We start from the raw sequence: 20,360 nt of genomic DNA, 5'->3' as shown, positions 1-20,360 counted from the left end.
GTTACACAAGCAGGCACAGCAAGTTACCCCTATCCTTTATGTCCACCCACTTCCATATCCACCCACGTTGCTGGTTGTAGTATGATGTATTACAAATCCTTCACCCCCCGCCTCCCTACCTTTAAATAAAAAATGGGGGGCTAGCCAACCGACCAACCCCACCACCGATCCTTGAGAGGAGAACAATGTAGATTATCTTAGATTTATTGCAAATCTCTGTCAAGATTATTGCAATAGATTCCCAATAACCTCCCTTTTCATTTCACTAGGATGGATGAAGGCAAAGGATCAGAGAGGCTGGTAGGGTAGATGGTCTGTCTGTTTGCAAAATCTATCTTTCGCCACCCATGCTTCAAATGACTCGATCGCAGCTCACCTCCGAAGTGAGAGCCTCTTTAACCCTGGCGGTTCCCCTAGCGGGAGCACAGTTGGCGCAGGCAGCTACAGGCTTTGTCGATACAGTGATGATGGGCTTACTGGGCGGCGAAGTGCTGGCGGCAGGCGGATTGGGCGCGACGACGTTTCAGGCTTGTCTGCTGGTGAGTTCTTCGATTGTCTCTGCGGTCAGTCCTTTAGCGGCATCTGCGTTCGGGGCAGGTCAAACTCGTGAGGTCGGGCGCGTGGTGCAGCAGGGAATGTGGCTGGCAATGCTGATGACGCTGCCGCTCATGCTGCTGCTGGCATTTCCCCGTCCTCTCTTTCTCTGGCTGGGTCAATCCGAATCGGTTACAGTTCAATCGGCGGCCTACCTGCAGGCGATCGTCTGGGGCTTCCCAGCAGGGTTGGGCTTTGCGGTGCTGCGGCATTTTGTCTCTGCACTGTCTCAGCCGCGTCCGGTGATTGTGATTATGGTCTGCGGCACGCTCTTCAACATTGCTGGAAACTACGTACTGATGTTTGGCAAGCTGGGTTTGCCTGCACTCGGTTTAGCGGGAATTGGCTACGCCAGCAGTTTGTCGCTGTGGGCAATGTTTCTAGCACTGCTCTTTTACTGTCAGCAGCCTCGGTATCAGCAGTACGGCATCTTCCAAAACCTGCACGTCCTAGAGGGTCGCCTGTTTCGGGAGCTGCTGCATGTAGGGATTCCGATCGGCATTCTGACGGCGGCTGAAGCCGGACTATTTACCGTGACCACCTTTCTCATGGGTCAACTGGGTACAGTAACGCTGGCAGCGCATCAGATCGCTCTGCAAACTGCTGCCATTACGTTTATGATTCCGCTCGGAGTTTCGTTTGCCACAACCGTGCTGGTGGGCCAACGCCTAGGACAGGGAGACTTTCGGGGAGCAAAGCGGGCAGGCTACACCGGAATGGGATTGGGGGTGCTGTTTATGGCGGCAATGGCAATGTTGTTCTGGACTGTACCAGAAGCGATCGTCTCCCTTTACCTTGATATCAACGACCCGGCAAATCAGGCAGTCGTCCTGCTGGCAGAGCAGCTGTTAGGCGTGGCAGCAATGTTTCAAATTGTGGACGGGCTTCAGGTTACAGCCGTCGGTGCGCTGCGCGGATTGAAAGACACGCGAGTTCCTATGCTGATTGGCTTGATTGCTTACTGGGGCTTGGGTTTGTCCTGCGGCTATCTGCTGGGACTGCGCTTAGGCTACGGCGGAATGGGACTGTGGTGGGGGTTGGCGATCGGCTTGGCGTTTGCTGCAAGCATTCTCACCTGGCGATTTAGCACTACAGTTCTTCGCACCGTTACCCCTCACCAGCGTGCCCCGCGATAGCGCAACTGCTTAATGGCATAGCGTTCGGCAAATCGGGGAATGTCACCGCGATGCCCCAGCACAATCAGCGTATCTCCGGCATGAAGCCCCAGGTTGGGGTCGGGATGATTCGTAATCTGGTCGTGCCGCTTGAGTGCAACCACAATAAAGGTTCCCTGTCCCCGCACTTCCAAATCCGCGATCGTCCGTCCCACCAAGGGCGAATTCACAGAAATTGATAGCTCATCAACCTGAACATCGATTTGCGTTAGCAGTTCGTTCAGCCGAGTCCGTTCTTCGCCTTGCTCCAGAAATTCGATCGTGTTGGGATGGGTGATTAAATTAGACATCCGCTGTCCGCTAATTGCAGCAGGTAGGACAACATGATTAGCTCCGGCAAGGCGCAGCTTTTTTTCGGTAGAGGCAAGCTCTCCCCGCGCCACAATCATTAACTGCGGGTTTAAGCCTCTGGCAGTCAGCGTGATGAACACATTGGCAGCATCGTCTGGCAGGACGGTTGCAAGTGCCTTTGCCCGTTCAATGCCTGCTTGCAGCAACGTGTGTTCATCGGTCGCGTTTCCCTGATAGACGTGATAGCCCATTTCTCCTGCCAGGGTGATGCGATCGTCACTGGTGTCGATAATCAAAAAAGGCTGCTTTTCCTCCGCCAGCTTCAGCGATAACACCTGCCCAATCCGCCCGAAGCCGCAAATAATCGTGTGATTCTTCAGGTTTGCCAGGTCTTGCGTTTTCCGTCGATGCTCTAACACCTGCTTAATCTCGCCTTCTGTCACCATCTGGACAAAGCCTCCTAAGATTAATGACACCGATATCACGCCTGCCAAAATTACCAGCATCGTAAAGATGCGAGTTGAACCAGAAACCGGACAAAACTCGCCATAGCCAATCCCAAAGATGGTGATTACCACCATATAAACCGCATCCAAAAGCGGGCAGCCCGACCACCAGTACCCCCAAACGGCACCCACGATCGTCATCCCCAAAAACACCACGCCTGTCAAAACTCGCCGAAAGGGCGACTGCATGCTTTACGCTCCACTGTTTAGAAAATCCGACCTGAAATTCGCAAAACTGCCGAGGCTTCACCCTAACCCAGGTAAGTGTGATAAGATAGTTGACTGCATTTCTATTACGTTAGGGATTTAATTGGTTCATGTCACTGCTGCAAGAGCGTAAACAGGAAATCATTTCTGAGTATCAAATCCACGAAACGGATACCGGATCGGCTGATGTTCAAGTTGCGATGCTGACCGAGCGTATTAATCGCCTCAGTCTTCACCTGCGCGAAAACAAGAAAGATCATGCTTCCCGTCGGGGACTGCTGAAGATGATCGGTCAGCGGAAGCGGTTGTTGGCTTATATCTTAAAGCAAGACCAGGAACGCTATCGGGCTCTGCTCACACGGTTAGGAATTCGGGGTTAGATCTGTATGTCCTCCAAGTCTCAGCCCGACTCGTCAAAAAGCAAAAAAGGCGGCGAGTCGCGCCAGTCGCTTCCCTTTGAACCAGCCAAAACCCGCAAGCAGGCTGAGAAAACGCCCAAGAGTAGCCCGGTTGCGCCGCCAGCAAAGGCTCCCGCAAAAGCATCCTCTACGGCAAATGCGCCTAAGCGTTCTGTTGCCCAGCAGATGGCTCCGCCAGTAAAGCGATCGACTGCTCAAGAGGCTGCGATCCCCGATGCTGTGAGTCGGCGCATGATCAAACGCATGGCGATTTTGTGCGGGATTCCAACTGCGCTGGGCATGTCTACCTTTGTGGTTAGCTATCTGATCCGGGTCAATGCTTTGTTTGAAGTGCCGACCTATGCAGTGCTGCTGACGAGTCTCGGCTGGTTTGGTTTAGGCGTTCTAGGGCTGAGCTACGGCGTACTCTCTGCCTCCTGGGATGAAGAAAATCCGGGAAGCTTGGCGGGCTGGTCAGAGTTCACAACCAACTGGGGACGCATGACCGAAGCTTGGCGGTCGTCCAAAGATAAATCCTGACGCGATACAAAGCAGTTTCCCCTGAGGTTCGCCGATTGGGCCGATTTGCTGATCGGTTTTAACATCAGTTATTAACAAGGTCAGCAACGCTACCAGACTGCCTGCAGCACGTTTGCGGCCAGTAAAGGCAAGCTTTATCAATTGGAATTTAAGGGGGAATTGGCAGTGCTAGTTCCCTTCTTTTGCATTTTGATGGATTTGGTGCAGGTCACGATCGCTGCCAAACCGCCCCTAGCTCCTAATTCCAGGGAGAGCTACAGCATTCCTTCTGGGTTCAAACTCCCTTATTCATGGATATCTATTGAAGAAACTCATAGAGAATTTAGCCTGGGAATTAGGCGGCATGGGGAGCAGCATGGGAAAATTGAGGGGTCATGCCGAAGATTCACTGCTTTAAATCATCTTTTAGGGCTGATCAGATTCCTTAACCCCCAACTCGTCGAGCTGTTGCTCAATGCCGCGCAGCAAATGACTCAATCCAGGCAGTACATCGAAACAACTGCTTGCAAGCCCTTCTCCGGTCAGCGTTTGATCGCGAATCTCATTTAGCTTAGTCTGGAGCTGTTTGGCAATGCCCATTGCGTCCCGTTCAAGTTTTCTCATCTGCTGCTGTTGGTGAAACTTGAGGGCAGCCCCTCTCAAAATTTGCAGGGTTGCTTCTTCATTGCCCGCATTCAGCATAAAGCGAAAGCGCAGCAGGACACGCGACTTCAGCGAGGCGGTGCCCTCCAGCATAGGGCTATAGAGATATTCAGTTTCAATCTGTTTTGGGTAATTTGCGATCGGGGAAGCAATTTTTGCGGTCTGCTTCAGGGCGGCCAGAAGGTTTTGAAAGAGGGCGCTCGGCACATTTTCTAAAACCGACTGAAGCACCCCGTTCTGGCTCCAGAGAATCCTGCCGTAGTGGGTATGATTCTCAAAATAAAGTCTGCCGATTCCACCCACCAGTACTCGTGCCAGCAATTCCTGCAGAACAACCTCTGGCGACAGGGTAACGAGTTCTTCTGCCGGAGCAGAGAGGTGTTTTGCATCAAGTTGCAGAACCGGAAGCTGAGGCAAGAGCGGCAGGACAGGTTGTCGAAGTGCGGCAGATGCCGTCAGGGGATTATTTGCAGAACGGCTTGAAGGTTTGCTGCTGGTGGACTGCTCCTCGCTCGCGATCGGCAGAGAAGGCTGTTGCCAGGTTGCAAGAGCTTCATCGTGAGCAATAGACGGAGCCGAAGTGATGACTGGCGTTTGCAGGGGAGCAATTGGCGGCTCTTCAACGCGCTCTGGCTCTGCGGAAACCGCTGCCTCTTCTAGCTCATCAGGGCTATCAACGATGAGCGTCAGCCGCTCACTTTGATCCACAGGACGAGCGACTCGATTTCGCCCGGCATGGCGATGATGCCCAAAACTAACTCGATCGAGCTGATTTTTATCGGTCTTTTGCTTATTTTCGGCTGCATTGAGATAAGCCGTGAGCGTAGCCTGGAGTGCTTCGGTGGTGATGCGTCGGGCAACCAGGGAGTAGTTGAGATAGGAGATAATGCGGCGAACGTAGTCGGCAGCCGTGGTATCTTCGGGGTAGACCATGCCGAGATTGAGCCGATTTCCCTCCAGAAACAGCGGCAGAACCTGATAGTAAAGACAGGCTTCAAAAGGCAGCACACCATCAATCAGCACGTACATCTCATCCAGGTTGAGTCGGTCGACCCAATCCCCTTGAAACTGACCAAGGATACGCTGCTGCGATCGATCAGAAAAGTGGGATCGATCACTGTGAGAGGACGGGATGCGATCGTCCGAGAAAGCCGCCATAGGTTCTTGGGTAGGAGTTTGACGATCCAAAAGAGGCGCGGTTGAGAAAAATGCGAACGCTTGTCTCAACATTTCGTCTCAACATTCTGTCTCAACATTTGATTGAATGCCAATCAATGCCAAGATAATCAACTGAAACTAATGCCCTTTATTAAACCCATATTAATGGCATTAGTTGCCCCTGATAGAATCCACTTGACAAAAAGATGGGTTACTCCGCACTCCGCACTGTTTGAGCTGCCAGGTAGATTTTGCTCCACTCGCCTGTAACCTGATTCAGCCTCAGATTTAGCTCTTTGCCGATCGCGTCAAAGGGCTGTCCGGTCTTCAGCTTTTCGACAATCTTCTGCTGCACAGGCGTTAACGACTGCAAAAACTCCTCCCACTGTGGAATCGTCAAGCCCAGATTATGCTCAACTAGCGAAGTTCCCAGCCAGGCTCCCACCAGTTCGGGCTGCTGCTTAAAGGCAAAGACGCGAATCGCGTGATAGCTAATTTTCTCACGCAGTCGGTAAACCTGCTGAATCGGGACGTCGAGCCGCTGGGCGATCACTTCCTGCGACTGTCCCTGGACGTGTAGTTTTAACCAGTCTGCGGCGAGCGGATCAACCTTTTCTTTCAGGTAGTCGGCAAATTCCTGCATCACTTTGCTGCGGAGTGCCTCCTGCTCCTCCCACGCCTGCTGGTCTTGATATTGCGTCAATGCCTGACCGTCCAGCAAGCTGACGGGATTATCAGCATCGTCGGGGGTGATTTCTTCAGAGACCAGCCGAATCAGATCGCCTGTGGGAACCTGGGTCATGCCGCCCCGCTGCGATCGACGGAGATAATTGACAAATCGATACACCAGCAAAGGCTGATTGCGAATTGGGCGCAGGCAATATTCCTCAATGCTTGCCAGCATCAGGGCATTCCGCAGGCGCGGGTTGGGCGTACATTCCCCGATCCAGGTGATTTGCTGCCGCATATAGTTATCGCTTTGCAGCAGCTCTTGAATCACTTCCTGCAACACATCCACCACCGTTCGCCGCCGATCGCGAGACAGGGCAACCCAGGTTTTAATTTTGCTGCGAATCAGGAACAGGCTGCTGAGCCGCTGGATTAGCTGGTTGTAGGCGCGATCGGGCTGAACGCCTAAATATCGCTGCTGCAAAATCCGATAGCGATAGTCCATCGCCTGCTGCGCCACGTTTAACTCTGCGGGTGAGAGGGAGTCAAATCGTGCCGGATCCTGCCCCAACAGCCAGCCGACCACGCTTGCTCGATCGGTTGCCGATAGGTTAGGGCTGCCCGCTTCAATCTGGGATTGCCACGCCTGCCTCAGTTCCTCAGCCAGTGCCATTCGGGTTGCATTCCTTTATTTCGTTTTCTATTTATACCGTTCTATCGGGCTCGGCTCAAACTTTACTCGACCTAAATTTGGGTAAATCTTATCAAGACGACTGGTTTAGGCTAAATCCGCCTCATTTGTCCGTTTCTTCGATCGCCGCAACAAGCTGCTGAAGAGCGGTTGTAAGCTGCTGAATCCGCTCTAACGCCCCATCCTGGTTTTCTGCCAGCGTTTGAACCGCATCGCTCAACGCAAAAATCTGATAGCCCTGCTGCTGCACTTGTTTCGTAAGCGCATCAAGCTGTGCTGCAAGGCGATCGACCGTCTCTGTGCTCGCAATCACTGCCTCGCCCATTTGCAGGAGAATTGCCTCTAGCTGATTTGATTGAACTTCCACACCGCAACCACTCTACGTTTATGCCAGATTGAAACAAGATCATAGCGGATTGAAAGTGGGTCTGTCCTCTGTTTGGCTGTTCCTCTCCAATCAGCAGCATGAAAGCAGAACCCAGCGATAATCCGATGTGCAGGGATTGAGAGTGAGGGCAGGTCAGCAAAGCTGCCTATTGCGTGAACTCAAAAAACTAAAGAAGCTGATTCAGCCAGGCGGCAAGCACAGCACTGCCTAATGGAACCGTCAAATTATCAATGCCCAGCTTAGAGAAAGCTTCCAGCAGGGTTGCGGCAACTGCGACCATAAGGGCGATCGCCCAGGTTTGCCAATGGTTGCCCTGAATCCCCAGCAACACCAGACTACAAATGATGTAGCTCACGCCTGCCATTGTTAGCGAACCTTCCCAACTTTTCTTCATGCCCCAAAGCTCGTAGGGATGCTGCCCCAACCGCTGTCCGACCAGCGCTGCCAGTCCATCGCCCCAAGTCATGATTAAGATGCCGATCACCGTATAGTAAGGATGCTGCTGCCAAAACAGCAAGATGAGCAAGCCAATGCTAACGGCATAAAAGAAAGTTCCCAGGCTTTTTCGCCCGACGCTATTGATCCCCGGCAGGATTGGTAGACGATAGGACAGTAGCATCAAGGCACTAAAGGCGATCGAGGCACTGATGCCGATCCATCCTGGAATTTGCAGCCACCATGCCAGCAGAATCACATTTCCTGCGCCGATATGCACCACTTTTCGCACGACCTCGGAATCTGCCCCTTCCCACCGACTCAGCCCAAACGCCAGTAGTCCAACCAGGCTTAGCCAGAGACCGACGATCGCAAGCTGAAGCCACAGCGGAGGCACATTCAAGATCCAATCTGCAAAAATCCAATCTGCGAAACTCACTAGGAGAGAAAAATGATAAATGAACTCTGTTTATCAATCTAGTGGATTTCCGGCGAATTTGTCGTAATGGTTACGAGTGGACACGCCTCACACCCTCCAGAATTAATCGCCGCTCTGCTCGATCGAGTGCCTGGCTCATCCACGCCACATCACCTGGTTCCACCGAAATTCCGGTCACGCCCCACTCAACAAGCCGATCGATGACATTGAGATTCCTGGGCAGATGACCGCAAACGGTACAGGGCAATTCTGCGGCGCGGCTAGCCTGAACAATCTGCTGAATTGCCTGCATCACGGCGGGATGGGTCATATTGAATTGGGTTGCCATCTGAGGATGATCGCGATCGATCCCCAGAAGAAGCTGAGTTAGATCGTTACAGCCGATCGCCATGCCCTGAACCCCTGCCTCAATGTAGGCGGGCAGCAGCAGCAAAATCGAAGGCACTTCTGCCATCATCCACAGTTCAAAACCGGGCTGCCATAAACCTGCCTCTGTCACTCGATCACGGCAGAAAATAAACTCCTCAACTGTTCTCACAAACGGCAGAATCAGTCGCAGATTATCAAAGCTCGCCTGCTGCACCTGACGCAAGGCTGCCAGTTCGACCCCAAACCAGCCAGGGTAAATCTGATAACGATACGCTCCGCGCAGACCCAACACTGGATTCCGTTCAACCGAGGAGCCAGCCAGCATCGGAAACTCATGGGCGCGCATATCCAGACTGCGGTAAAAAACGGGGCGGGGCATCATGCGATCGGCAAATTGCTGAATCTGCTGTGCTAATCGATCAATCAAGCCTGCTTTATCTTGTGCTAGCCATTCGTCTGGCGATCGATCCTCCAGACTTTTTATCCAGAGCAGTTCTGACCGCAGAAGACCTACCCCATCGATCGGCAGTTCACTGATTTGGGCGATTGACTCAGTTTGGCTGAGGCTGACCATGAGCCGGGTTGCAGTTGCAGGCATAATCTGAGTCGAATTGCCCTGGTAACGGGTTGCCTCGATTCGCAAATCAGCATGGGCTGCACGATGATTGTCATGATCGTCTGGTTCATCGAATGCTGCTGGTTCTAACATCCGTATCACCTCTCCTCGATCGCCGTTGATTAGGACTTGATCCCCAGTTTTCAGCGTTTGCATCGCACCTGCAATTCCCACCACCGCCGGAATTCCTAACTCCCTGGCGAGGATCGCGCCGTGGCTGGTGGTTCCGCCTTGCTCGGTCACAATTCCGCCGACCTGGCGAATCTGACTAACCCACTCTGGCAAAATGATCGGCGCAACCAGAACACAGCCTGGCGGCATCTCCAGTAAAGGCACAGGCGTTAGGGGAATCACCCAGACCGTTGCTGTCACTTTCCCTGGTGCGGCAGCAATCCCTTTTAGACGATCGGAGGCAGTTTCCCGTATCTCCGATGCGTCCATTTCTAAAGGAGCAGGGGCGAGGAATTTTGGTGTGAGCGTGCTGTAGGGAATTACCCGCGTAATATAAAAGCTGGGTTCTGACCCTCGATCGCCAAACTCCGCTTCAGAGACAGCTTCGGATACCACTTCGGATACCGCCTCAGAGACAGCTCCAGAAACAGCACCAGAACAAAGCATCCACTCCAGTTCAACCGCCATGCCAAGCGTCAGCATGAGTTGGCGGGTTAGCTGTGCCAGACGCTCAACCTGCGATCGAGTAAGGACAGGCTGAGTCTGCTGCTCTGGCTTGAGCATTAGCAGTTGGAGGCTGTCGTCTTGCTCACTGCCGCCCACAGGAAAACTGCCTAGCAATGCCTGTTCTGAAGTTTCCGTCACAATGCCATAAGCCACGTTTTTCCGGCTAATTGTCTCAAAGTAGACGATTCCCGCTGCATCAACTCGGTAGCAATCCGGGGTCACGCCGCCTGTCATTCCATGTCCAAGACCCCACACCGTCTGCACTCTCAGTTCATTCCCCTGAACCACGGCTTTTCCTGCGGCGATCGGCGATCGAATCGGTTGAATCAGCACGGCCAGCTGAACCTGCTGCGGCTCAACGCCCAATCGCTGCCAGTACAGCAAACTGCGTGCCCGAAATAGCTCTGCCCAGACCCACTTCAGCGCATGAGCGATCGACTCTGGCTCTGCCCGACAGATCTTTGCTTCGAGGAGGCTTCTCGTGTCATCGCTAATCGACGGATCAAGCCCAGACGCCAGCGAAAAAGAAGGACGCAGAATTACGGCTTCGGTTTGCTGCGAGGATTGCCAATCGCGGATCGCTTCATTAATTGGCAGCAGCCATGATTTAGGAATCGCAGTGGAGGTAACCGCGTGCCGAAGCTGCTGTGCCACCCCCTGAAGCTGACGGGGATTATCAACATCAAGATGACGCAGCAAAGCAGGCAAATCTGCAAAAGTCGGATCAGCCCACTCAAGCTGGCTCAGAAATGCCTGAAACAGCTCGTTGCTCACCACTAAACCCGGAACCACAGGATAGCCGCGCTGCCGAAGAACTGCCAGATAAAACGCCTTGCTGCCCACCCGATCGCGATGATGCGGCTGAATCTGGTCAAGCCAGAAAAAATAATCCACGGACATAAGCAGAGCAAAAAGACGGGTGGATGCTTAACCAGAGTGATGCAGAGGTATTCTATTAAATTGCTAAATACTAAGTTGCTAAATGTTGAATGCTAAGTTGCTGAATATTGAGTTGCTAACTATTGAGTTCTAAATAATTGGTTTGCTAGAGATGGCGAAATAAAAGTTGCTGAGATCGAGAAAACGAACTTTTTACCAGGGCGATCGAGAAAAGATTTGTGCCGTTTTTTAAGCGTCTCCGAATCTGCTCAAAATCGCAAGCCTCTCGTCCTTTCCCGATCCTCTTATCTCCTCCTTCCCTACTTCTCCCCAATTTCATATTCCAATAGCGGAACTAGCCTCAGTCCATAAGCCGCCTCAAAATCGCCCTTCTTCTGCCCCAGGCTCCAGAGTTCCAGCGCACAATCGCCGGTCGGATAAGCCGCTTTCAGATGTAACCGCATTTCCTGAAGGTCTGCTTGATACTCACACCGCACCTGCTCGATCGCCCCAATCTGTCTGCGATCGAGCGCCACTGCTAGCCGTAGAAGCGGACTGAGCTGATCGACCACTCGGCGGTACTTTTTGCTGGTGATATTGCGATAGCACTCGTGTTTTTTCTTGGGGCTACTTTTGCGGTGATAGCGAGCAAGATTGGCGATCGTCTCAATTTCGACTTCGGGGTAGCCCAACAGTTCACCGTGGCGAATTAGATAGTAAGAGTGCTTGTGGTGCGAGGAATGGCTGACGAAGTGACCGCAGTTATGCAGCATGGCGGCTGCCCAGAGTAACTGTCGCTCCGCTTCACCCCACTCATGCAAAATGCCTTGCGTTTGATCAAACAGGCTCGTTGCAAAGTCAGCCACCCGTTTGCTATGGGGCAGATCGACCTGATACTTGTGGGCAATCTTGATCACGCTGCGTTCTCGAATCGAACCCTGGTAGCGCAGGCGATCTTCGATCAAGCCGTGGGACAGCATCCAATCCACTACCACGCCTTCTCGCAGTGCCCGTTCGCAAATGGTAATGTGATCCAGCCCCAGCAGCGTCATTGCTTCCTGCAAAATCACGGCTCCAGCCAGAATGATTTCCGATCGCCGATCGCTCATGCCAGGAATTGCCGCCCGTTCTGCATCGTTGAGCTTTCGCAGCCGATTCACCAGATCGCGCAAATCGCGCAGGCTAAACTGATAGCCATTTAGCGGTGCGGGAACCACGCCCAGCTTTTCTCTGGCATGAATCGTTGCCAGCGTCTCGATCGTGCCTGATGTGCCGACCATGCGCGGCTGTTCGTCCGGTTGCAGATGAGAGCGCAGTTCGTCGATCGATCGCTCCAGCATTCCCCGCACGTATGCCTGCAAGTAGCTAAATTCGCTGCTGCTAATCGGGTCGGTGCTGATCATTTCAGCCGTCAGGCGCACGGCTCCAATTTTGGTGCTGCTGAGGCTGCGCGGTTCGTGTCCGTCTCCCAAAATCAGCTCGGTCGAACCGCCGCCAATGTCGATCATCACATGGGGCTGGTTGTTAAACTCCATCCCCGACAGCACCCCCAGGTAAATGCGGCGGGCTTCCTCCTGTCCCGAAATCAGATTCACCGTCAAGCCCAATTCTTCCTCGATCTGCTGCAAAAATGCCTGACCGTTAGGGGCTTCGCGCACGGCACTGGTGGCAACCGCAATCATTTCATCCGCTTGTAACCCTTTGGCAATTTCCTGACAGCGTTTCAATGCCTGGATCGATCGCTGCATTGCCTCTGGTGTGAGCCGTCCCGTTTTTCGATCGCGATTGCCCAACCGCACTGTTGATTTTTCTCTGGTAATGATTGTGAAGGCAGGCAGACTAGGCTGAATTTTGACCACTGCCATGTGAATCGAGTTTGTGCCGACATCGATCGCGGCAAGGATGTGGTCTTGTTTAAGCGGCATTGAAATCTGGGGCAAATCTACTTTGCCTAACTGAGTCAGATGGATCATCGGGAGTTAAGGCATGAAGGGGAGAACTCAGCCGTTCTCGGAATCGTTCGCTTTCTAAAAGAGCAGACCATTCCGCTTGCGGCACTCAATTCAGTCCAACGGCTTGAAGCTTGCCTTCGGTCATCCGATCGCCGCACGGCTTCAAGTCTGCCTAAATCTTACCGTGATGATTTCCGCTTAACGCAGAAACGGCATAAAGATTAGATTGTGCGAACAGACTTTTTATCAAAACTGTGCATCGGCACAGGCAGCAGGGTCAGCGAGGCAGTTTCCTTGATGCAGTTTTTCCTATGAGGTAATCAGAAGGTAATCGACTGCCGAAACACGATCGATCGCTTAATCTCCCGATAGCCAATGCGCTGATAAAACTGATGCGCCTCGCTGCGCTTCACATTCGATCGAACAACTAATGCATGACAGCCCTGCTGCTGTGCCCATGTTTCCGCCTGCTGCATCAACCGCTTGCCGACCCCTTGCCCACGCAGCTTTTCCGAAACGACCAATCCACCAATTTCTGCTTCGCGTCCCTCCTGCAAAGTCCAGTGCAAATGAACATGAACCCACCCGCCGATCGCCCCCTGCCCCCCTTCGGGATAAACCGTTTCTGCCACAAAAACAGCGTGATCGGGATGGGTCTGGAACTGTTCTAGATGCTGAGCCAGAGCCTTCGCCGAGGTGAAATAACCCAGTTCGTGACACAGCAAAACCAGTTCATCGCAGTCTGTGAGCTGGGCGGGTCGAATCGTGGTCATGGCAGAATTCCCGAATCAGTTTAGGCAGAGGGCTTTGAGAAAAATCGTCGGTTGACCCAGCTAATCATGCCGCTCAGCAGTGCCCCCGCCATCAGTATGCCAATCGCAGGCTGAAAGAAAGGCATCCAGAGCTGATACCACAAATCTAAACCGAGTGAAACGCCCATTGATCGCCCCACCACCGCCGCCGCAAACCAGACAAAGCTTGCCAGCACGAGGAAAATGTCGATCATCAAAATTAAATTGAGCCAGTTTAAAAGTTTTTCTTTCATCAGTCGAAGAATGGGTGAACCATTGGCATGAAAGTTTACTATTCACTATTATTCAATGACGATCGCCTATTCAATGACGATCGCCTTAGGAATGCCGAAAAAGGAATAACGGTAACACAAAGCCAAAAGCTGGGGAATTGAGGGGGCAGTGTTGAATCTCACACACCTCAACCGTCCCCTAACGAGGCGCTGACTCAAAATCTGCTCCAGCTCTCTCTGAATATTCGCAATCAAAGTTAACAATTCAGTTGTCCAAAAACTTGTCTAAAAATTGCCAAAAAAGATGGCTGCACCACAGCAGGACAGCCACAAGATAAAATTCAATTTTGACCGGAAGCGATAGCCGGGATTCGTTGAAGATTAACCTTCGACAAGCTCCGGGACCTTCTTTAGATTGTCTGGATCAACGTAGTGGCACGATGCCTCATCAGCACAAATTAACGCCCAACCGGACTGATCGATGCCCACAAACTTGTACGAACCTTGCTGCACAAAAAATCCTTTGTGATTACGGGTTTCGGGTTTAACGTCAACGCTATTCGGTCCCTGCATAGTTCCACTCCTTGAATTTTCTTGGGCTTGTTCTTTTGGAGCTTTAAAGTGATAACTCAGCGATCGCTCTTTAGAGAAACTTATCCCTGAGTTCACTAAAGCTTATCATTAGAGTTCTAACTTTTTCCTTTAAGTATTTTGAGTATTTATAAAGTGGTATAAACTTCTAAGAAAAAAAGCTGCCTTAGAGCGTTTTACTCCTTGGACAGCAAATTAGATTCTGTAGATTGTTGTTAGATGCGGAGTTGAAGTTTTTGCAGCAACGCTACAGGTCAATTGTTTCTAAAACTTAACCTTCTGCTAACCACTGTTTGACCCGAATTAAACTTTTCCAGTTTGGTTTGCGGCTTAATCCATCTTCAAAATTGCGCTCAACTTCTTCTTTAAGTTCGGGAACTACTGCGATGAGCTGCGAAGCGGTTTCAACGTGCTGCCGAACACCGGGTTGAGCCGTTTCAAGCATGGCGATCGCAATATTCACCCGTGCCTGCGGGTCTTGAGGATTGAGCTTTATCGCTTTTTGCGCGGATTTGTATGCCTGAGAGGGCTTGTTGTCCAGCAAATAAAGCCAGGAGAGGCACGTCCAGGCGGGACTGCTTTTGGGAGCGCGTTCACAAACTTCCTTAAATAAGGGCAGCAAGGTTGCCGGAGATTCTCCAGCGTTATAGCGTTCTAGCCCTTGCTCAAACAGGATTTCTACCGTCTCAGCCATAGCCAAGCCAAACTCACGGGGACAAATACAACCCAAAAACTATAGCATTTCAGGTTTCCCCCTGACCGTCAGGCTCAAGGATTGTGGCGAATCAGGCGAATCTGGGCACGTTAAGCAAGCAGCTTTGCCGTTTCACAGTAGGGGCGCGGCTGCTGGAATGCGTCTAATCTAGTGCTGTTTGATTTCCGGTTGATTGCCTTTCAGTCTGGAGACTTCTCTATGAGAGATATGCGTCCTGCTTACACCCAGCGACGGGTCGGCATCATGGCATTGCTGCTCATTTTTATCCTGCCGTTTGCGCTGGTCGTTTATCAGCTTGTAGGCGAAATTGGCGATCGGCTAGAGTTTGCCAACGCTGAGCGACAAGGCGTTTTATACCTTCCTCGGCTGGAGCAGCTCTTGCACGATGTCTCAGAGGCGCAGTGGCTTCTGCACCAGTCTGAGTTCAGCGAAGAACTCCAAGCACAAGCGCAAAAGATCGATCGCGATCTGGCAACCCTGGCAGCAGTGAATCAGCAGGTTAGACAACGCCTCCAAACGGCAGCCGGAGTTAAGCAAGCGCAAGAAACCTGGGCAGTCCTCCAGCAGGTCGAAACTCACTTGCGTTCGCAGCCCTCCTCCAAAACAGCGTCAATTGAAGCAGGCTCGATCGCTGTCGTAGATGAAATTTACAGTGAGCTTATTCAACAGATTCGGCTGCTCATGCTTCAAGTGGGCGATCTCTCGAATCTCATTCTTGACCCAGATTTGAGCAGCTATTATCTAATGAATTTGGTGCTGCTCAAACTACCAGAAGCACAGGAACTGCTGGCACAAGCTCGCCTTCAGGAAGCTGAATGGATGCATCCGTTTGTCTCTCGATCGGAGGTACGCGAAAAACTCCTTTCCCTGATCGGGCAGATTCAGATTAACCAGCAGGAAATCGATCGCAGCTTTGCCACTGTGCTTCAGGAGAATCACCAGCCACAGCTTCAAACGGCTCTCACTGCCCTGGTTGAACAATTACAAAGTACAACCCGCCGGTTGCTAAAGCAGCTTCAGACAGCGACCCAGCAGCCAGCGATTCAGCCTGAAACCCTTTCCTTTACGTCTGCCCAACTCAATCTTGCAGCAGAGGCTCTTGAAACCAGCTCTACCCTGTGGCAGCAAGCCGCACAGCAGCTCGATCGCCTGCTCCAAGTTCGAATGCAAAAAGCACAGCAAAAAATTATGGTGGTTGAAGCATTTGCAATCGTCGTCATCATGACGGTGTTTGCGCTATTTTTCCTTACAGATCGCAATCTTGCTAGACAGCGCCGATCGGAGCGACACATCAGTGCCCAATACGCCGTAACAGGAGTGCTGGCGACTTCTCCTTCGCTAGAAGAAGCAGCCCCCCAAATCCTCAAGGCAGTCTGCGAGAGCCTGAACTGGGAGATGGGCGAACTCTGGGAGGTAAACCAGTCCGACAATGCTTTGGCATGGATTGCAGGGTGGCATCGTGAAGATCTAGACGCAGCAGAATTTGAAGCCCGATCGAAGGAAATAACCCTGCCAATCGGAGTTGGATTGGCCGGTCATGTTTGGCAGCAAAACAAGCCACTCTGGATTCCTGACTTCAAGCAAGATCCAAATTTTGTGCGAAAGCCGATCGTTCCAGCGGGGGTTCATGCGGTCTGTGGCTTTCCGGTCGTTGCCAATCAGCAGGTCTTAGGAGTCGTGACGTTTTATAGCCATCGAGTGGCCCCGATCGATAGCGGCTTGCTCGATCTGATGAATGCGATCGGTGCACAAATCGGACAGTTTATGGAGCGGCAGCACACCGAATCCGCCCTGCGGCAAAGCGAAGAAGTGCAGCGGCTCGCTCTGGGGGCAGCCCGAATGGGAGCATGGACCTGGAATATCCAGACAGGTCAGGAACATTGGTCTGAGGAGATTGAACAGCTATTCGGCATGAAGCCAGGCTCCTTTAAAGGGGATTACGACACATTTATTAGTTTGGTGCATCCGCAGGATCGCGAACGGCTACAGAAAGCGCAGGCGAAGGCACTCGCAGGCAATCAGGACTACGCAGCAGAATTTCGCATTCTCTGTGAGGGCGGGAATGTGCGATGGATTGCTAGCTGGGGCAGAGTGTCTCGCGATGAGACAGGTCAGCCGCTGCAAATGGCAGGCGTTTCGATGGACGTTACCGATCGTAAAAAATCAGAAATCTCGCTGGCAGCCAGCGAACGACTGCTGCGGCAGGCAGAAGAAAAATATCGCAGTATTTTTGAGAATGCGGTAACGGGAATCTTTCAAACCACTCCAGAAGGGCAGTATCTCAGCGCGAATCCAGCTCTGGCACAGATTTACGGCGATGATTCAGCCGAAGCGTTAATCGATCGCATTCATGACATCGCGCAGCAGGTTTATGTGGACCCCAATCGACGCGAGGAATTTGTGTATCTGATCGAAAAAACAGGGGCAGTTTCAGATTTTGAGTCGCAGGTGTATTGCAAAGACGGGCAGGTAATTTGGATTAGCGAGAATGTGATCAGCGTCCGAAATGACTCTGGCAGGCTGCTTTACTACGAAGGCACAGTCGAAGATATCACCGAGCGCAAACGATCGCAGGAAGCGTTGCAGCAGCAGCTTTTAGCGATCGAGGCGGCAAGCGTCGGAATCGCAATGCTCGACGCACGGGGACAATACGTTTATGTGAATACTGCCCACGCCCGCATTTATGGCTACCCCAGTTCTGCAAATCTGATCGGCAAAGTCTGGAAGGTTTTATATTCACCGACCGAGCTGGCACGTTTTGAGCAAACCATTATGCCGAAGTTCTTTCAGGAGGGCTACTGGCGAGGCGAGGCGATCGGTCAGCGTCAGGACGGCAGCCTGTTTCTGCAAGAGATATCGCTGACCGCGCTAGATAACGGTGGACTCATTTCCATTGTTCAAGATATCACCGAGCGCAAACAAAGCGAAGCAGCTCTACGAGAGCGGGAAGAACGGTTTCGGACCCTGCTCAATAACATCTCTGGAGCGGTGTATCGCTGCGCCTACGATGAGCATTGGACAATGGAATTTATCAGCGATGCGGTAGAGCAGATCACCGGATATCCGCCCGCTGCCTTTATCGACAACAAAACACTGGCTTATGCAGATGTCATTGCAGACGAAGACAAACTTGCTGTCCAACAAATGGTTGACCAAGCAATCGAGAAACGCCGCCCCTTTGCAGCAGAGTATCGCCTGTGTCATGCAGACGGCTCGATCCGCTGGGTCTACGAGAAAGGACAGGCAATTCTGAACGGCAATGGGCAGGTCGTTTGTCTCGACGGCGTGATTGTCGATATCACCGAGCGCAAACGCACCGAAGAACGCCTGCGGCTACTGCAATCGGTGGTTATTAACACAAATGACTCGGTGATCATTGCCGAAACGCGAACCCTCAATCCACCCCTTCTGGAAATTGTCTACGTCAATCAGGCATTTACCCGAATCACAGGCTACACTCCCGAAGAAGTGATCGGTCGATCGCCCATGATGCTGATTGGAGAACAAACCGATTGCGCCGTTGTCGACCGATTACAGCAGGCATTGATTCAGCAAGAAGTAATTCAAACCGAACTGCTGGCTTATCGCCAAGACGGCTCAGAGTTTTGGCTAGAACTCGAGATGGTTCCGATCGCCAACGAACACGGCGCGACCACTCACTGGATCTCAGTGCAGCGCGATACTAGCCAACGCAAACAGGCAGAAGATACGCTGCGAAGAAGCAAAGAAGACGCCGAAGAAGCTAGCCGCGCCAAGAGCCAGTTTCTCGCCAACATGAGCCACGAACTGCGAACCCCGCTCAATGCCATCATCGGCTACAGCGAAATGCTGCAAGAAGACGCCGAAGACCTGGGACACAGCGACATTGTGCCGGATCTCGAAAAGATTCGCGGAGCCGGAAAACACCTACTGGCACTGATTAATGACATTCTAGATATTTCCAAGATCGAAGCCGGAAAAATGGAGCTTTATCTGGAAACATTTGACATTGCCCAGCTCGTCGCCGAGGTCGAAAGCACAATTCAACCTTTGATCGAGAAAAACAAAAATCGGCTCGAAATTCATTGCCATCCCGATCTGGGAATAATGCACGCCGATCTCACCAAAGTGCGCCAGGCTTTATTTAATCTGCTTAGCAATGCCTGCAAGTTCACCGAACACGGCACGATTACCCTTACCGTCGATCGCCAGCAGGAAACTGCCCTGCGTCCACCCCAATTCACCTTCCAAGTCAGCGATACCGGAATTGGCATGACGCTAGAGCAGGTGCAAAAGGTGTTTCAGGCATTTACGCAGGCAGATGCCTCAACCACGCGTAAGTATGGCGGCACAGGTCTGGGACTGGCAATCACACGCCATTTCTGCCAGATGATGGGCGGCGAAATCACAGTTAGCAGCAAAATCGGCGAGGGATCAACGTTTACAATTTATTTGCCGATCGCAGTCACCAACCCTAAGGAACAGCATTCACGGCGCAGCAGCGGTTTTGCAGGTAATGGTTTTGCAAATAATGGTTTTGGAGCAACGGCTGACCCTGTACTCCATTCCCAGTCCACCTCAGCCCAGTCTGCTCTAAAGCCATTTGCTCCTGAAGCTCAGATTGGAACGATTCTTGTGATTGATGACGATCCAAGCGTTCGCGAACTGATGATCCATTACCTCAACCGCGATGGGCTGCAAGTCATGGTTGCTGCGTCTGGAAACGAAGGCTTAGAGCTTGCCCGCCAGAAGCGTCCCGATGTGATTACGCTGGATGTGCTGCTGCCTCAAATGAACGGCTGGGAAGTTCTCTCGATGCTCAAGGCGGATGCGGATCTGGCAGATATTCCCGTGATCATGATGAGCATTATTGACGATAAGCAGCAGGGCTTCACGCTGGGAGCCTCGGATTATCTCACCAAGCCGATCGACTACAAACGATTAACGCGTCTGCTCGAACACTATCGCCCCAAGTCTACCGAAGCAGAAAACGACCCGGAATTGCCAAACGCTCAAGCCGGACCCGCGATCGGACAAGTGCTGATTGCAGAAGACGACCGCACAACCCGCGAAATGTTTCGGCGGATGCTAGAAAAAGAAGGGTGGCAAGTGACAGAAGCCGCGAACGGTCGAATTGCCCTAGACTCCCTTGCACAGCAGACTCCTCATCTGATCTTGCTGGACTTGATGATGCCTGAAATCGACGGCTTTCAGTTTATCCATACCCTGCGCCAGCATCCCCAGTGGCGATCGTTACCCGTGATTGTTGTGACCGCAATGGATCTGACCCCACAGGATCGGCTATACCTGAGTAGTTCCGTCGAGCAAGTGCTACAAAAAGGATCTTACGATCGAGACGCTTTGCTGCACGAAGTGCGTGAGTTAACTCTGAGCTGGGTTCAGCGTCGGCAAGCGAGAGGATAA

15 protein-coding genes are annotated in these 20,360 nt (G+C 52.1%); 4 read left to right on the top strand and 11 right to left on the bottom strand.

Annotated features, from left to right (window positions below; genetic code table 11):
- The first annotated feature begins 347 nt into the window (after positions 1 to 347).
- Positions 348 to 1,730: an MATE family efflux transporter gene (locus NDA02_RS09690; protein ID WP_190793596.1), complete on the top strand. Its 1,383-nt coding sequence runs from the start codon at positions 348 to 350 to the stop codon at positions 1,728 to 1,730.
- On the opposite strand, the gene NDA02_RS09685 is transcribed toward NDA02_RS09690, so the two are convergent.
- Entirely contained in the window at positions 1,709 to 2,755 is a 1,047-nt protein-coding gene (locus NDA02_RS09685) for a potassium channel protein (protein ID WP_190793595.1), read from the bottom strand. The two genes, NDA02_RS09690 and NDA02_RS09685, sit on opposite strands and share 22 nt — an antisense overlap.
- A 128-nt stretch (positions 2,756 to 2,883) precedes the next feature.
- On the opposite strand from NDA02_RS09685, the gene rpsO reads away from it, so the two are divergent.
- Together rpsO and NDA02_RS09675 are read left to right on the top strand one after the other, a co-directional pair.
- Positions 2,884 to 3,153 (top strand): 30S ribosomal protein S15, encoded by a 270-nt coding sequence (gene rpsO, locus NDA02_RS09680; RefSeq protein WP_190793594.1) that lies wholly within the window; start codon positions 2,884 to 2,886, stop codon positions 3,151 to 3,153.
- A gap of 6 nt (positions 3,154 to 3,159) precedes the next feature.
- Positions 3,160 to 3,711: a PAM68 family protein gene (locus NDA02_RS09675; RefSeq protein WP_190793593.1), complete on the top strand. Its 552-nt coding sequence runs from the start codon at positions 3,160 to 3,162 to the stop codon at positions 3,709 to 3,711.
- A gap of 405 nt (positions 3,712 to 4,116) precedes the next feature.
- Here NDA02_RS09675 and NDA02_RS09670 read toward each other — a convergent pair whose 3' ends face one another.
- The 10 genes from NDA02_RS09670 to NDA02_RS09625 all read right to left on the bottom strand — a co-directional run bounded on the left by NDA02_RS09670 (position 4,117) and on the right by NDA02_RS09625 (position 14,936).
- Positions 4,117 to 5,511 carry a hypothetical protein gene (locus NDA02_RS09670; protein WP_190793592.1) on the bottom strand — a complete coding sequence of 465 codons (1,395 nt, stop codon included), beginning with the start codon at positions 5,509 to 5,511 and terminating at the stop codon, positions 4,117 to 4,119.
- 211 nt (positions 5,512 to 5,722) lie between these two features.
- Positions 5,723 to 6,853 (bottom strand): HetZ-related protein 2, encoded by a 1,131-nt coding sequence (locus NDA02_RS09665; protein ID WP_190793591.1) that lies wholly within the window; start codon positions 6,851 to 6,853, stop codon positions 5,723 to 5,725.
- A 121-nt stretch (positions 6,854 to 6,974) separates the two neighbouring features.
- The gene (locus tag NDA02_RS09660) at positions 6,975 to 7,238 is read right to left on the bottom strand and encodes a hypothetical protein (protein ID WP_199296735.1); all 264 of its coding nucleotides are present in this window, start codon (positions 7,236 to 7,238) and stop codon (positions 6,975 to 6,977) included.
- A 187-nt stretch (positions 7,239 to 7,425) separates the two neighbouring features.
- Complete coding sequence (locus NDA02_RS09655) at positions 7,426 to 8,091, bottom strand: phosphatidate cytidylyltransferase (protein ID WP_190793624.1); 666 nt, start codon at positions 8,089 to 8,091, stop codon at positions 7,426 to 7,428.
- Between the two features lie 112 nt (positions 8,092 to 8,203).
- Complete coding sequence (locus tag NDA02_RS09650; protein WP_190793590.1) at positions 8,204 to 10,696, bottom strand: putative PEP-binding protein; 2,493 nt, start codon at positions 10,694 to 10,696, stop codon at positions 8,204 to 8,206.
- 299 nt (positions 10,697 to 10,995) lie between these two features.
- Positions 10,996 to 12,648: a Ppx/GppA phosphatase family protein gene (locus tag NDA02_RS09645; RefSeq protein ID WP_190793589.1), complete on the bottom strand. Its 1,653-nt coding sequence runs from the start codon at positions 12,646 to 12,648 to the stop codon at positions 10,996 to 10,998.
- Positions 12,649 to 12,947: 299 nt separating this feature from the next.
- Entirely contained in the window at positions 12,948 to 13,400 is a 453-nt protein-coding gene (locus NDA02_RS09640; RefSeq protein WP_190793588.1) for a GNAT family N-acetyltransferase, read from the bottom strand.
- A gap of 20 nt (positions 13,401 to 13,420) precedes the next feature.
- Complete coding sequence (locus NDA02_RS09635) at positions 13,421 to 13,672, bottom strand: hypothetical protein (RefSeq protein ID WP_190793587.1); 252 nt, start codon at positions 13,670 to 13,672, stop codon at positions 13,421 to 13,423.
- 360 nt (positions 13,673 to 14,032) lie between these two features.
- Complete coding sequence (locus NDA02_RS09630; RefSeq protein ID WP_190793586.1) at positions 14,033 to 14,224, bottom strand: hypothetical protein; 192 nt, start codon at positions 14,222 to 14,224, stop codon at positions 14,033 to 14,035.
- A 289-nt stretch (positions 14,225 to 14,513) separates the two neighbouring features.
- A complete protein-coding gene (locus NDA02_RS09625) occupies positions 14,514 to 14,936 on the bottom strand; it encodes a hypothetical protein (RefSeq protein WP_190793585.1) in 423 nt (140 codons plus the stop codon).
- Positions 14,937 to 15,155: 219 nt separating this feature from the next.
- Between NDA02_RS09625 and NDA02_RS09620 the strand changes: the two genes are divergently transcribed.
- Positions 15,156 to 20,360 carry a PAS domain S-box protein gene (locus NDA02_RS09620; protein WP_348254858.1) on the top strand — a complete coding sequence of 1,735 codons (5,205 nt, stop codon included), beginning with the start codon at positions 15,156 to 15,158 and terminating at the stop codon, positions 20,358 to 20,360.

The sequence above is a fragment of the Leptolyngbya sp. ST-U4 genome (assembly GCF_039962215.1).
GTDB lineage: Bacteria > Cyanobacteriota > Cyanobacteriia > Elainellales > Elainellaceae > Leptolyngbya_A.
The sequence above is the reverse complement of the archived record's forward strand: the minus strand, read 5'-3'. Positions and strand labels throughout refer to the sequence as shown.

Bases quoted from the DNA above. Each gene is read 5' to 3' on its own strand.
- NDA02_RS09640 (WP_190793588.1), bottom strand. From the start codon at position 13,400: ATGACCACGATTCGACCCGCCCAGCTCACAGACTGCGATGAACTGGTT.
- NDA02_RS09665 (WP_190793591.1), bottom strand. From the start codon at position 6,853: ATGGCACTGGCTGAGGAACTGAGGCAGGCGTGGCAATCCCAGATTGAA.
- NDA02_RS09650 (WP_190793590.1), bottom strand. From the start codon at position 10,696: ATGTCCGTGGATTATTTTTTCTGGCTTGACCAGATTCAGCCGCATCAT.
- NDA02_RS09630 (WP_190793586.1), bottom strand. From the start codon at position 14,224: ATGCAGGGACCGAATAGCGTTGACGTTAAACCCGAAACCCGTAATCAC.
- NDA02_RS09625 (WP_190793585.1), bottom strand. From the start codon at position 14,936: ATGGCTGAGACGGTAGAAATCCTGTTTGAGCAAGGGCTAGAACGCTAT.
- NDA02_RS09670 (WP_190793592.1), bottom strand. From the start codon at position 5,511: ATGGCGGCTTTCTCGGACGATCGCATCCCGTCCTCTCACAGTGATCGA.
- rpsO (WP_190793594.1), top strand. From the start codon at position 2,884: ATGTCACTGCTGCAAGAGCGTAAACAGGAAATCATTTCTGAGTATCAA.
- NDA02_RS09645 (WP_190793589.1), bottom strand. From the start codon at position 12,648: ATGATCCATCTGACTCAGTTAGGCAAAGTAGATTTGCCCCAGATTTCA.
- NDA02_RS09675 (WP_190793593.1), top strand. From the start codon at position 3,160: ATGTCCTCCAAGTCTCAGCCCGACTCGTCAAAAAGCAAAAAAGGCGGC.
- NDA02_RS09620 (WP_348254858.1), top strand. From the start codon at position 15,156: ATGAGAGATATGCGTCCTGCTTACACCCAGCGACGGGTCGGCATCATG.
- NDA02_RS09635 (WP_190793587.1), bottom strand. From the start codon at position 13,672: ATGAAAGAAAAACTTTTAAACTGGCTCAATTTAATTTTGATGATCGAC.
- NDA02_RS09690 (WP_190793596.1), top strand. From the start codon at position 348: ATGCTTCAAATGACTCGATCGCAGCTCACCTCCGAAGTGAGAGCCTCT.
- NDA02_RS09685 (WP_190793595.1), bottom strand. From the start codon at position 2,755: ATGCAGTCGCCCTTTCGGCGAGTTTTGACAGGCGTGGTGTTTTTGGGG.